The 13,178-nt window shown below is 74.0% G+C and carries 10 protein-coding genes; 6 read left to right on the top strand and 4 right to left on the bottom strand.

From position 1 onward, the window contains the following. Positions 1 to 26 precede the first annotated feature (26 nt). Entirely contained in the window at positions 27 to 839 is an 813-nt protein-coding gene (locus AACH10_RS16900; RefSeq protein ID WP_341411628.1) for an RDD family protein, read from the bottom strand. Positions 840 to 1,118: 279 nt separating this feature from the next. On the opposite strand from AACH10_RS16900, the gene AACH10_RS16895 reads away from it, so the two are divergent. After that, positions 1,119 to 1,517 carry a c-type cytochrome gene (locus tag AACH10_RS16895; protein WP_341411627.1) on the top strand — a complete coding sequence of 133 codons (399 nt, stop codon included), beginning with the start codon at positions 1,119 to 1,121 and terminating at the stop codon, positions 1,515 to 1,517. A 43-nt stretch (positions 1,518 to 1,560) separates the two neighbouring features. Here AACH10_RS16895 and AACH10_RS16890 read toward each other — a convergent pair whose 3' ends face one another. Then, a complete protein-coding gene (locus AACH10_RS16890; protein ID WP_341411626.1) occupies positions 1,561 to 4,326 on the bottom strand; it encodes an MORN repeat-containing protein in 2,766 nt (921 codons plus the stop codon). A gap of 161 nt (positions 4,327 to 4,487) precedes the next feature. Between AACH10_RS16890 and tgt the strand changes: the two genes are divergently transcribed. From tgt to AACH10_RS16875, 3 genes are all read left to right on the top strand, one after another. Then, positions 4,488 to 5,624 carry a tRNA guanosine(34) transglycosylase Tgt gene (tgt, locus tag AACH10_RS16885; RefSeq protein WP_341411625.1) on the top strand — a complete coding sequence of 379 codons (1,137 nt, stop codon included), beginning with the start codon at positions 4,488 to 4,490 and terminating at the stop codon, positions 5,622 to 5,624. An 86-nt stretch (positions 5,625 to 5,710) separates the two neighbouring features. Next, positions 5,711 to 8,518: an SNF2-related protein gene (locus tag AACH10_RS16880; protein ID WP_341411624.1), complete on the top strand. Its 2,808-nt coding sequence runs from the start codon at positions 5,711 to 5,713 to the stop codon at positions 8,516 to 8,518. 49 nt (positions 8,519 to 8,567) lie between these two features. Then, the gene (locus AACH10_RS16875; protein WP_341411623.1) at positions 8,568 to 9,125 is read left to right on the top strand and encodes a hypothetical protein; all 558 of its coding nucleotides are present in this window, start codon (positions 8,568 to 8,570) and stop codon (positions 9,123 to 9,125) included. A 114-nt stretch (positions 9,126 to 9,239) separates the two neighbouring features. Here AACH10_RS16875 and AACH10_RS16870 read toward each other — a convergent pair whose 3' ends face one another. Continuing rightward, complete coding sequence (locus AACH10_RS16870; protein ID WP_341411622.1) at positions 9,240 to 9,917, bottom strand: CAAX prenyl protease-related protein; 678 nt, start codon at positions 9,915 to 9,917, stop codon at positions 9,240 to 9,242. Between the two features lie 243 nt (positions 9,918 to 10,160). Here AACH10_RS16870 and AACH10_RS16865 point away from each other — a divergent pair, with 243 nt between their 5' ends. Both AACH10_RS16865 and AACH10_RS16860 read left to right on the top strand, forming a co-directional pair. Then, on the top strand, positions 10,161 to 11,285 hold the full coding sequence (locus tag AACH10_RS16865) for an alkene reductase (protein ID WP_341411621.1): 1,125 nt from the start codon (positions 10,161 to 10,163) through the stop codon (positions 11,283 to 11,285). Continuing rightward, a complete protein-coding gene (locus AACH10_RS16860; protein WP_341411620.1) occupies positions 11,282 to 12,388 on the top strand; it encodes an AbrB family transcriptional regulator in 1,107 nt (368 codons plus the stop codon). The genes AACH10_RS16865 and AACH10_RS16860 overlap by 4 nt, the downstream gene beginning before the upstream one ends. On the opposite strand, the gene AACH10_RS16855 is transcribed toward AACH10_RS16860, so the two are convergent. Beyond that, positions 12,354 to 12,932: an MOSC domain-containing protein gene (locus tag AACH10_RS16855; RefSeq protein ID WP_341411618.1), complete on the bottom strand. Its 579-nt coding sequence runs from the start codon at positions 12,930 to 12,932 to the stop codon at positions 12,354 to 12,356. The two genes, AACH10_RS16860 and AACH10_RS16855, sit on opposite strands and share 35 nt — an antisense overlap. Positions 12,933 to 13,178: the final 246 nt, after the last annotated feature.

Here is a 13,178-nt window from a genome sequence, read left to right as displayed (position 1 = left end):
CGCCAAGTCCCAGCGCCGGGCGGGGTTCAGTGTCGCCGCAGGTCCAGCACCACGGTGTGCGCGGTCTTGTCCTGGATGGCCTGGCGATTGCCGTCCCACAGCAGCTGCAGCAGGCCCAGGCCACCGGTGGCCATGCCCGCGGCATAGCCGCCGTAGCGCTTGAGGTTGCGCATCGGCGTCATCGGCTTGCCGGTCAGCTCGGCCACGCACAGGCCCAGCCAGCGCTTGCCCAGCGTCTGCCCCGGCCGGCCACCCAGCCAGCCGGCCGGCAGCAGCATGAAGTAGGCCAGCGACCACACCCAGCCCTCGCCCAGTTCGTCCAGCCAGTGCCGCGCGCGCGCCTGCCAGGCGCCCAGGCCGGGGCTGCGCAGGCGCTGCAGTTCGGCGTCCTGGGCGGCGATGCGCGCCTGCAAGCGATCGATGGGCTGCTGTGGCGGTGAGGCCGCAGGGCTGGCCCAGGTGGCGGACGCGGCGCCGGATGCGGCGTCGCCGGCGCCATCGCCCTCGGTCAGCGCGCCCAGGCACAGCAGGGCCGCGGCCAGCAGCGTGGCGCGCCAGGGCCGGCCGGCCGGAGCCCCGTCGGCCGGCGCGGCATCGGCTGGCGCACCAGCCGTCACCCGGCGGCGCGCACGCTGCCACAGCAGCAGCGCGGCCAGTGCCAGCGCCACCCAGACATTGCCCAGCGCGTGGAAGGCGGCGATCCACAGCCCGTCGATGGCGATGGCCGCCGCACGCCGGCCCGGCCCCGCCAGCGGCCGTCCCAGCAGTGCGGGCGCGACGTTCAGGTCCTCGGCCGACACCCGCTCGCGCGGGCCGGGGCCGCGTGCGATCAATGCCATGCGCCGCCCAGGGCGACCGCCAGCTGGCGCCGACCGGGCCGCGGCAAGGCCTGGCAGGGCGGTGGAACGGCAGCGGTCATGGGGCTCCTCCTGTGTGGCGTGTCGGCTGGATTCTGCAACCGCGACGCGGGCCGGCCGGGCGGTTGCTCCAGCCCGAAACACCGCTGCTCCATCCTGGCGAAATGGGCGTGCGACTTGAGATCGATCAAATCGCGGGCCGTGCTGCACCGCAAGATGCCGCCATCGACGCGATCAACCGTCATCCGCTGGAGTAGCACCATGCAAACCAAGTCGCCCCTTCTTCTCGCCCTGGCCGCCACGGGCCTGGCGCTGGCCGCCGGCAGCGCACGCGCCGACGACCACGACGCCATGGTCAAGCTGGCCACCGCCAGCGGCTGCATGACCTGCCACCACATCGAGCCGGGCGCCAAGGGCCCGGACGGTCTGGCGCCGATCGGCCCGGCCTGGAAGGACGTGTCGGCCAAGTACAAGGGCCAGAAGGGCGCCGACGCCAAGCTGACACAGACCGTGCTGGCCGGCTCCAACCCCTACGACAGCCACTGGAAGGGCAAGGTCTCGGGCCTGGCCATGCCGCCCAATGCCGTGGCGATCAAGGAAGCCGACGCCAAGAAGCTGGTGAAGTGGATCCTGACGCTGGACACGGCCAAGAAGGGCTGAGCGCCGGCGGGCGGGCCGCGGCCCGCCGTCCTGTGCCGGCAGGCTACTCGCCGCAGCCGCGCACGTCGCGGGTCACCACCCGCACCTCCTCGAGCTTGCAGGCGGGCTTGGGCTCGATCTTGGCGGCATCGCCCATGAAGCAGTCGGTGGCGATGCCGACGAAGGTCTTGACCACGCCCTTGCTGCCGACCACGCTGCCGGGGCACAGCGCCTCGTAGTGCACGTCCAGGCAGGACACGGGCTTCTTCTCGGCGCCCAGCTTGGGCAGCAGGCCGACCACGTAGTAGTGGCCCTCGCCGTCCGGACAGCGGCGTGCGCGCAGGTCCAGGTTCTTGCGCAGCGCCTGCAGGTAGTCGCTGCGCGCCTGGGCCTCGGCCTGGCGGCGGGCCTCCTCCTCGGCCTTCTTGCGCGCCAGTTCGGCCTCGCGCTCGGCCTTGCGCCGCGCGGCCTCGGCCTCGGCTTCGGCCCGTTTGCGCGCGGCTTCCGCATCGGCTTCGGCCTGCGCGCGTTTGCGCGCTGCCTCGGCCTGGGCATGCTGTTGCTGGGCCTGCTGTTGATGCTGCGCCTGCTGGGCTTGTGCCACGGCCTGCGCCGCCGGGCCCGCGCTGGCAGCGGCTGTGCCGGAGGCCTGCGCCGCCGGGTTCTGCAGCAGCGCCAGGCGCTGTGCCTGCTGCTGCTGCTGTTGTTGCGCCTGGCGCTCCTGGGCCTGCCTCTCCTGGGCGCGGCGTGCCTCCTCGAGCTTGCGCGCCTGCTCGGCCTGGGCTTGCTGCAGCGCCAGGGCCTGCGCCTGGGCCTGGGCGCGGCCGGCCTGAATGTCGGCGGCGGCGGCACGCATGCCGCTGCCGCCGCTGTCGGTCATCACGTCGGACACATAGCCGCTGATCATGCGCGCCTTCTCGGCGCCGCTGATGCCCGGCGCGCGGCCGATCAGCGCGGCGCCGAACAGGCCCACCAGCACCTGGCCGGTCTCCACGCGTGACGATGCGCGCTCTTCCTGCTTGCGCTGGCGCGCGGCGTCGAACTGTGTCGGCCCCTGGCGCTTGCCGTCGACGAAGGCGCCGACGTAGCGGTCGCCGTCGGGCCAGGTCATCTCGCCCTGGCCTTCGCGCTTGCCCTGGCGCCAGTCGCCGGTGTAGCGCAGGCCGTCGGCCCACAGCAGGGTGCCGCGGCCGTGCTGCTCGTTGGCCAGCCATTCACCCTCGTAGCGCTGGCCATCGGGCCAGGTGTAGACGCCTCGGCCGGCGCGCTGGCCGGCCAGCCACTCGCCTTCGTAGGTCTGGCCGCTGGCGTAGCGGATGCGGCCGCTGCCGGCATAGCGGTCGTCGAGCCAGCCGCCCTCGTAGCGCAGGCCGTCGGGCTGGGTGTGCACGCCCTGGCCGCTGCGCTTGCCCTGCGCCCAGTCGCCCTCGTAGCGGCCGCCACCAGCCAGCAGCAGGCTGCCGCGGCCGTGGTAGCTGCCCTCGCGCCATTCGCCCTCGTAGCGCTGGCCGCTGGGCCAGGTGTAGGTGCCCTGGCCGCTGCGCCGGCCCTGGGCGTCGAAGCCGCCTTCATAGACCTCGCCATTGGCCATCTGGTTGCGGCCCTGCACCAGCACGCCGGCCTCGTAGCGGCCCTCGTCGCGCCGGCCGTCGGGCCACAGCAGCACACCGGCGCCCTGGCGCTTGCCATCGACGAACTCGCCCTCGAAGCGCGCGCCGCCGGTGCCCACGGTGACGTGGCGACCGCTCAGGCGCTCGGCCTCGGCGCGCAGGTCGACCTCGCGCACCTGGCCGGCCGCCGTGGTGAAGCGCCCGAGGGACGGGCGGTCGTTGGCGAACTGGCCCTCGAAACGGTCGCCGTCGGGCCAGCTGTAGGTACCCTGGCCCTGCTGCAGGCCGGCGACGAACGTGCCCTCGTAACGGTGGCCGCTGCGCCAGGTGAAGACACCCGGGCCCTCGTACTTGCCGGCGGCGTCGAAACCGCCCTCGTAGCGGTTGCCGCTGGCGTAGAGGATGCGGCCCTGGGCCAGCTTGTCCTGCGCCCAGCGCGCCTCGTGCCGCTCGCCGCTGGGCCAGGTGGCCACGCCCTCGCCATGGCGCTTGCCCTCGGCGTACTCGCCCTCGTGGCGGCTGCCGTCGCTGCGCACCATCAGGCCGCGGCCGTGGTACTGGCCGGCGCGCCAGCCGCCCTCGTAGCGCTGGCCGCTGGGCCAGGTGTAGGTGCCCTGGCCGTCGCGCTGGCCCGCGGCATAGCCGCCTTCGTAGCGCTGGCCGTCGGCGAACACCTGCACGCCGCGGCCCTGGAAGCGGCCCTGCACCAGCTCGCCCTCGTAGCGCGAGCCGTCCAGGCCCAGCACGGTGGCGCTGCCGCTCAGGCGCTGGCGCTGGGCGCGCAGGTCCACCTCCAGGCGCTGGCCATTGGCCTTCAGCAGCGTGCCGGCCAGCGGCTCGCCGTCCATGAACTCGCCGTCGAAGCGGCGACCATCCGGCCACTGCAGGCTGCCACGGCCGTGGCGGGTGTAGCCGCGCAGGGCACCGTCGTAGACCTCGCCATTGACCAGCGTGAGCCGGCCCGACACCGTCTCGTTGTTCGAGAACACGCCCTCCAGCTTGCGGCCGTCGGGCCAGGTGATGGTGCCGCGGCCATGGCGCTTGCCCTGGGCTACCTCGCCCTCGTAGCGCGCGCCGTCGTCCCACTGGTAGACGCCGGTGCCGCGCGCCTTGTCCTGGCTGAGCCACTTGTCGGCCAGCGCCGGGCCCGCAGCGCCCAGGGCCAGGGCGGCGGCCAGCGCCAGCGCGGCGGGCAGGGGATGACGGGTCGGACCGGTCAAGCGGGCCACGCAGGCGAGGCGGAACGGACGTCGCACAGCGGGCGTCGAGGGCGGGGCAATTCGGCTCATCCGCACATCATCGGCGCCGGCCGCGACGGCCTGATGCCGGCGCGCCGGGCAGCGGTGTGGCGAAGCGCACGCCTCGGCGACAATGCCGCCCCATGCTCCAGTTCGACCTGCTTTCCACCGAGGGCCTGGCCCGCCGCGGCCGCCTCACGCTGAACCATGGCGTGGTGGAGACGCCGGTGTTCATGCCGGTGGGCACCTACGGCACGGTCAAGGGCGTGATGCCGCAGTCGCTGGAGGCGATGGGCGCGCAGATCATCCTGGGCAACACCTTCCACCTGTGGATGCGCCCGGGCCTGGACATCGTGCGCAGCTTCGGCGGCCTGCACGGCTTCGAGCGCTGGCCGCGGCCGATGCTCACCGACAGCGGCGGCTTCCAGGTCTGGAGCCTGGGCGAGATGCGCAAGATCAGCGAGGAAGGCGTCAAGTTCGCCTCGCCGGTCAATGGCGACCGCCTGTTCCTCACCCCCGAGGTGAGCATGCAGATCCAGACGGTGCTCAACAGCGACATCGTCATGCAGTTCGACGAGTGCACGCCCTACGAGGTCAAGGGCCGCCTGACCACCGAGGCCGAGGCACGCAGCTCGATGGAGCTGAGCCGGCGCTGGATGCACCGCTGCCGCGACGAATTCGCCCGCCTGGAGAACCCGAACGCGCTGTTCGGCATCGTGCAGGGCGGCATGTTCGAGCACCTGCGCGAGGAATCGCTGCAGGCCCTGGTCGAGATGGACCTGCCCGGCTATGCGGTGGGCGGCGTCTCGGTGGGCGAACCCAAGGAAGACATGCGCCGCATCATGGCGCACACCCCCCACCGGCTGCCGGCCCACAAACCGCGCTACCTGATGGGGGTGGGCACGCCCGACGACCTGGTCGAGGGCGTGGCCTGCGGCGTGGACATGTTCGACTGCGTGATGCCCACCCGCAACGCGCGCAACGGCCACCTGTTCACGCGCTTCGGCGACCTGAAGATCCGCAACGCGCGGCACAAGACCGATCCCGGCCCGATCGACCCCACCTGCGGCTGCGAGGCCTGCGCCGGTGGCTTCAGCCGCGCCTACCTGCACCATCTCGACCGCTGCGGCGAGATGCTGTTCCCGATGCTGGCCAGCATCCACAACCTGCACTACTACCTGAACCTGATGCGCGAGATCCGCGCAGCGCTCGACCAAGGCCCAGGCGGGTTCGCCGCCTTCCGTGCGCAATTCCTGTCCGACCGCGCCCGCGGCGTGTAGCCAGCCGCACGGCGGACATCCTTCCACCCGACACTGCGGGCGGCCCGACAGCAGGCCACCTGCCCGAGACAAGACACCCACGCCCCATGGCGACCACCCCTGCCCAAAAACGGACTCCCCGGCGCCGCGCCGGCGCCGCCACCACCGACGCGGCCGACACGCCCGCGCTGAGCCCTGCCGCCGCTGCGCCCGCCGCGCCGGACACCCCCGCGACCACCGACGCCCCGGCCAAGCCGGCGCGCAAGAAGGCCACCAAGGCAGCGGCCACGGCCGCGGCCAAACCCGCCGTGAAATCCGCGCGGAAGGCGGCCGCTGCGCCCGCGGCCGAGGCATCGCCAGCCCCGGCCCCGGCCCCCGCCGTCACGGAAGCCGTGGCGCCCGCCGCCGAAGCCGCTGCGCCTGAGAAGGCCCCGAAGAAGACCGCGCCGAAGAAGGCCGCCCCGAAGAAGACGGCTGCCAGCAAGACAGCCGCCAAGAAGGCCGCCCCCGCGAAGAAAGCCGCCGCGAAGAAGGCGCCGGCCCGCAAGACGGCCCAGGCCGCCGCGGCCGACGAGGGCAAGGTCATGGCGGACGAGGTGACGGCTGACGCCGCCGACGCGGCCACCGCTGCCACCGCGCCAGCCGACGCCGCCCCGGCGCCGGCGCGCAAGCGCAGCCCGCGCAAGGCCGCTGCGTCCGCTCCCGCCGCTGCTGCACCGGTTGCGGATGCTGAACCGGTCGCTGCAGCCGAAGCGGCGCCCGCCGTGGTGGCCGAGTTGGTGAGTGCGCCCGCGACCGAAGCCGCAGCCGCCCCATCGACCGAGGCCGCCCAGGCAGCGATCGACGAGCAGGAGCACACCGAAGCCATCGCCACCGACGAATCCGATGCCGACGCGACCGCCGACGTCGACACCGACACCGACACCGACACCGACAGCGACGCCGAGGCCGAAGCGCCGGCCACCACCGACGCCGCCGCCCCGCGCGAGCGCGGCCGCCGCAACCGCCGTCGCGGCCGTGACCGCCACCGCGATCGCGGCGAACGCGCCGAGCCCGCGGCCGAAGCGTCTGCCGCCGAGCCCGATGACGGCGCCGTGCCGGCCACCGTGCCAGACACCGAGTCCGCCACCTCCGCCGAGCCGGCCGCGCCCATCGACGTCGCGACGGAAACCCTCGCCGAGGCCCCCGCCCCGGCCCCGGCCCCGGCGGCCCCCGCCCGCCCGCCGCGCCCGGCCCCCAGCGGCCCGGCGCACAGCACGCTGCGCTGTGTCGACGGCGACCAGCGCCAAATCGTCTGGCAGACCGGCCATGGCGCCAGCGATGCGCTGTTCTACGCCGCGCTCGAACGCCTGGGCGCCGACGGCCGCCTGGGCGATGACGACGACGACAGCCTGCCGCGCCTGCTGCGCCAGGCCGGCGACGAAGGCCACCGCGTCGAGGTCGATCCTGCCGTGTGGGCGCAGCTGGCCGCGCGCCGCGATGCCCGCACCCGTGCCGGCGTGCTGCTGGCCGCCTACCCCGACGGCCCGGCCAGCCCGGCGCTGCGCCAGCTGCTGACCGCGCCGCTGCCGCTGTTCCAGGCCGAAGGTGCGCTGTGGGCCGTGGTGGCCGGCCGCGGCCTGCTGGCCGACGAACGCGGCCTGGGCAAGAGCGTGCAGGCCATTGCCGCCGCACAGCTGTGGCGCCGCCACTTCGGCCTGCGCCGCGTGGCCGTGATCAGCGGCGCCAGCGAGCGCCTGGCCTGGCAGCGCGCCTGGCGCCGCTTTGCCGGCCTGGACGCGCAGGTCATGGAAGGCGGGCTGCACCAGCGCCAGGCGGCCTGGTCGCAGGCGGCCGAGGTGCGCATCCTGGCGCCCGAGGCCCTGGCCAGCGACGCCGCGCACCTGGCGCACTGGACGCCCGAGCTGGTCATCGTCGACGAGCCGCAGCGCCTGGCCCTGGATGCCGAGGCCTGGGCCGTGCTGGACCAGGCGCCGCAGGCCCTGGTGCTGTGCGGAGCGCCGCTGGACGACCAGCCGGCGCTGCTGGCGCAGCTGGTGGCCTGGCTGGACCGCGACCGCCTGGGCGCCCTGGCCGCGCTGCGCGAGGTGCAGGCCGCCCGCGAAGGCCGCGCCACGCTGGGCGAGGCCGATGTCGAACGTGTGTCCGACGCGCTGTCGCGCAGCGTGCTGCAGCGCCAGCGCGCCGAGGTGGCCGAGCAGCTGCCGGCGCTGGTCTACAGCGAGCGCCTCGTGCCGCTGGCCCCGGCCCAGCGCGAGGCCCATGACCGCGCCCTGGCCACGCTGCGCCGCGGCCTCGCCGGCTGGCAGGCCAGCGGCTACCTGTCCGACACCGACCAGTGGCGCCTGGCCACCACGCTGCGCGCCGCGCTGGCCGCCTGCCACCGCGCCGATCCGGCCGTCGAGACCAGCCCGCTGGCCGACGCCGTGGTGCAGGCCGTGGCCGATCAGCTGCAGGCCTGGGCGCCCGGCGCCGAGGCCGCCGCACCGCTGGCCGTGGCCGTGCTGTGCGAGACCGAGGCGGATGCCGCCCAGCTAGACGCCGCGCTGCAGGCGCGCGGCCTGGCCCGCGACGGCATCGCGCTGCTGGCGCCGGGCCAGGCGCCCAGCGTGGCGCCCGAGGCCGTGCTGCAGGTGGGCGTGCCCTGGCGCACCCGCCGCGCCGCGCTGCTGCCGGCCGGCGCCCGCACCGAAGCGGTGGCCGGCCAGCAATGGCTGCTGCTGGTGGCCCAGGACAGCCTGGAGACCGCGCTGTTCGACACGCTGGCCGCGCGCCTGGATGCGCCGCGCAGCGCCGCCGAGCCCGGCAGCCGCGGCTTCCTGCAGGGCGAGCGCCTGCTCGCCTGGCTGCAAGCCGTGCAGCTGGCGCTGCAGGCCATGCCAGCCGCGGTGCCGTCCGTCAGCACCTCGGGCTGAACGGTCGCGCCAGGCTTGACCCGGTGGCCCGGCCGCGGATCATGCGGCCATGGCCCCCCATCCGCATGAGCCGCCGCGCGGCCTGAGCCCCGGCCCATGGCGCACCCTGCTGCAGTGGCTGCGCCGCCTCGGCGGCGCACTGCTGGCGCTGCTGATCCTGTTCGAGGAATGGGGCTGGGAGCCGCTGCAGCGCGCGCTGGCCCGCCTGGGCCGGCTGCCGCTGCTGCGCCAGCTGGAGGCCGCCATCACCCGGCTGCCGCCGGCTGCGGCGCTGGCGGTGTTCGCGCTGCCGGCGCTGCTGCTGCTGCCGGTCAAGCTGCTGGCGCTGGGCCTCATCGCCCACGGCAAGCGCCTGTTGGGCGTGGCCGTGATCGTTGCCGCCAAGCTGGTGGGCACGGCGGTGGTGGCGCGCCTGTTCACGCTGACCCGGCCGGCACTGATGCAGCTGGCGTGGTTCGCCGCGCTCTACACGCACTGGAGTGTCTGGAAGGAAGCGCTGCTGGCCCGCGTGCGCGCCTCCTGGGCCTGGCGCACCGGCCGCGCCATCAAGCGCTTGGCGCGCATGCAGTGGGGGCGCTGGCGGGCGGGTGGCAACACCAGCGCCTGAGGCGATCTTCGTCGCGAGCGGGCTCAGGGTGGTTCGAGCAGCGCAGCCGTACACCCGTACGGCGAGCAGCGCAGGGCCGCCATGTGCCCGCGCAGCAGAAGAGCGCTCAGGCGCTCACCAGAATTGCCATTGCCCTGAAGCCACCACCCAGATGCCCAGCGCGCCGTTGGTCACGGCGTGGGCGATCACCGCCGTCCACAGCCGGCCGGTGGCCCGGTACAGCAGCGCATAGGCCAGGCCGGCGACGATGGCCGCCAGCCACAGCGGATGCGCGAGCATGAACACGAAGGTGGACAGCAGCACCGCACGCGCGCCGGTGGCACGCGGGTCCAGTCCCTCGAACACCGGCTGCTGCAGCCAGCGCATCAGGAACGAGCGCCAGAACAGCTCTTCCATCACCGGCACCAGCAGCGCCGCGCCCAGCCAGCGCACGACGATCAGCGGCCAGTCGAGCGCGCCGGCATGCGTCAGCGGCACGAAGGCGGCCGTGGGCTGGCCGATCTGCATCCACGGCGCATCGAGGTGGATCCAGGCCACGAAGACCGCCACGCCGACGCCCACCGACAACGCGGCCTCGCGCCACGTGGGCAGGGTCTGGCGCGCCAGCTCGCCGTACTCGCGGCGCCAGGCCAGCAGCAGGCCCCCCACCACCAGCAGGTTCAGCGCGTACAGCCAGCGGCCGTCGACGCCCCAGTGGCCATCGGCAGGCACCATGCCGCGCAGCGCCAGCAACAGCATGAAAGCGACGAAGGGGGCGACGCGACGCACCGCGGCGCGGGACAGCTGAGGCATGACGGTGCGGAGCGGTGGCAACGTTTCGTAACGGCTGACCCCCAGTGTCGTCGAGCCACGCGACGGGTTGAAGACGGTGCTCACCCTCAAGGTGCGCACCTTTTGGCGCCTGGACGGACGCAGGCCCGGTCGCACCGCGACGGACCGCCATGGGCCACCACGGGCCGCCGCGCAGCGCCCTGCCACGGACCGCGCCGCAGGCGTGACAGCAGGGACATGCGCCGGCCGGTTAACCTGCCGCCCATGCCTACCCTCTTCGATCCCGTCCAGCTTGGCGACCTGTCGCTCGCCACCCGCATCGTGATGTCGCCGCTGACGCGCACCCGCGCGCCCGGCGAACTGGCCAACGACCTGATGCGCCAGTACTACGCCCAGCGCGCCAACCCGGCCACCGGCGCCGCGCTGATCATCAGCGAGGCCATCCAGGTCTGCCCCGAAGGCCGCGGCTACATCGACACGCCGGGGCTCTACACGCCCGAGCAGACCGCCGCCTGGCGCCCGGTGACGGACGCCGTGCACGCCCAGGGCGGCAAGATCATCGCCCAGCTGTGGCACGTGGGCCGCATCTCGCACAACCTCCTGCAGCCCGGCGGCGCGGCGCCGGTGTCGTCCAGCGACAAGACCGCCGAGGGCGTGAAGACGCGCACCCATGAAGGCGCCAAGCTGGCCTCGCAGCCGCGCCCGCTGCGCGCCGACGAGATCCCGGGCGTCATCGCCGCCTACCGACAGGCCGCGCGCAATGCCATCGCCGCCGGCTTCGACGGTGTGCAGGTGCACGGCGCCAACGGCTACCTGCTCGAGCAGTTCCTGCGCGACAGCATCAACGACCGCAGCGATGCCTACGGCGGCTCGATCGAGAACCGTGCCCGCCTGCTGCTGGAGGTGATGCGCGCCGTGGCCGACGAGATCGGCGCCGGCCGCACCGCGCTGCGTCTGTCGCCCATCACGCCGGCCAACGCCGCGCCGCAGGACAGCGACGCGCAAGCGCTCTACACCTACGTGGCCGCCCAGCTGGCGCCGCTGAAGCTGGCCTTCCTGGAGGTGGTGGAAGGCTCCACCGGCGGCCCGCGCGACCTGTCCGACCAGGGCGTCAAGCCGTTTGACTACGCCGCGATGCGCGCGGCCTTCGGCGGCCCGTGGATGGTGAACAACGGCTACACGCGCCAGATGGCGCTGGACGTGGTGGCCGCAGGCGGCGCCGACGCGGTGGCCTTCGGCCGGCCCTTCATCAGCAACCCCGACCTCGGCCGCCGCCTGCGCGAGAACGCGCCGATCGCGCCGATCAACCCGGGCACCGTGTACCTGAGCGACGCCACCGGCTACACCGACTACCCGACGCTGGACGAAGCGGCCGCCCTGGCGAAGTGAGCGGGCTGGCAAGCGCGCCGCGCCCGGTTCGCCTGGCGGCCACGCTGGCCTGGGCCGCCGCCGCCGGCGCGCTGGCGGCGGCGCTGCACGTGCCGCTGCCGTGGATGATCGGCCCGCTGCTGGCCACCGCCCTGGGCTGCATGCTGGGCTGGCCGCTGCAGGCCTCGGTGCGGCTGCGCAATGCCGGCCTGTGGTGGCTGGGCACGGCGCTGGGCCTGTACTTCACGCCGCCGGTGCTGGCGGTGGTGGCGCGGCTGGCACCGGCCATCGCGCTGGGCGTGGCCTGGGCGCTGCTGCTGGGCCACGGCTTCTACCGCTTCCTGGTGTGGACACAGGGCGGCGCGAAACAGCTGGATCCGACCGATCACGTGAGCGCGTACTTCGCTGGTGCGATCGGCGGCGCCTCGGAGATGGCCATCCTGGCCGAGCGCCACCATGGCCGGGTGGACCGCGTGGCCGCGGCGCATTCGCTGCGCGTGATCATCGTCGTGGTGCTGATCCCGTTCGCCTTGCTGGCGCTGGATGTGCATGGCGCCGACCTGGCGGCGCCCATCACCCGACAGGTCGACTGGCCGGCGCTGGCCGGCCTGCTGGCGGCCACGGCGGGCGGCTGCGCGCTGATGTGGCGGCTGCGCACACCCAACCCCTGGGTGCTGGGCGCGCTGGCGGTGTCGGCCGCACTGGCGGCCACCGGCCACGCCGGCTCGGCCCTGCCGCGCGGCCTGCTCAACGCCGGCCAGCTGGCCATCGGCGTGATGCTGGGCAGCCGCTTCACCCCGGCCTTCATGCGCGCCGCGCCGCGCTGGCTGGGCGCGGTGGCCGTGGGCACGCTGGGCATGATCGCGGTGTCGGCCGGCTTCGCCTGGGCGCTGGCGTGGGCGCTGGGCCTGCATCCGGCCACGCTGGTGCTGGCCACCTCGCCCGGCGGCATTGCCGAGATGGCCATCACCGCCAGCGTGCTGGGCCTGGGCGTGCCGGTGGTCACGGCGTTCCACGTGGTGCGCTACGTGGCAGTGCTGGTGCTCACCGGGCCGCTGTGGCGGCGCCAGGCCCGGCGGCTGGAAGCCATCAGAGGTGCTGCTTCTTCTTCATCTTCGCCATGAAGAGCTCGCGGATCGCCACCTCGCGCGGGCCGGGGATGACCTCGATCTCGTCGCCGGCCTGGATCAGGCCCGGCTCGATCACCGCGAGGTACGTGCCGCACCAGCCCGATTGCGCCATCAGCTTGCCGGCCTGGTTGAAGCCCATCACCGCATTGAACTTGAAGCAGGGCTGGCGCGGCTCGCTGACGGCCAGCACGCAGCCGGGCAGCTGCCAGCGATCACCGACGAAGCACTGCGCCTCGTCCAGCCCCTCGATCGTGAGGTTCTCGCCCAGAAAGCCCGGCGGCAGCGCCTCGTCGGGGCCGGCGGCGCGGGCCTGCGCCCGCACGCCCTGCCAGAAGCCGTAGCGCTCGGCCGGGTAGGCGTACACCGCCTTGCTCAGCCCGCCATGCACGCTGGGGTCGGCCTGCTCGTCGCCTTCCAGCCCCAGCGGCAGCACGCCCACCGGTCCCGCCACCGCGCGCTTGCCGATGGCGGTGGCCACGCGCCGGCCGTCGATCAGGCGGGATTCGATGCGGGCGACGTTGACACTGAGGACCTTCATGGGCGGCTTTCGAGGGGGTTGGGCGGGCTGCGGGGCCGCAAATGGTAAGAGGCGTGAAAGTCGCACGCCGGCGGGGACATAGCCTCATGCAGTATTTGCATACCCCCGGGGGCCCGGTAGTTACCTGCCTATTACACTGGTTTGACAATGCACCGGCCCTGTCATCCCAGGGCGTGCGCGTGTCATCCGATGTAACCCGTCGGATCCGGTGGCCAGGCCCGATCGCGGCCGGCCCAGCTTGTCCCA

It is taken from the genome of Pseudaquabacterium inlustre (assembly GCF_038066595.1).
GTDB classification, from domain to species: domain Bacteria; phylum Pseudomonadota; class Gammaproteobacteria; order Burkholderiales; family Burkholderiaceae_C; genus Pseudaquabacterium; species Pseudaquabacterium inlustre.
Note: the sequence above shows the minus strand (reverse complement) of the source record. Positions and strands in the feature narration are given on the sequence as shown.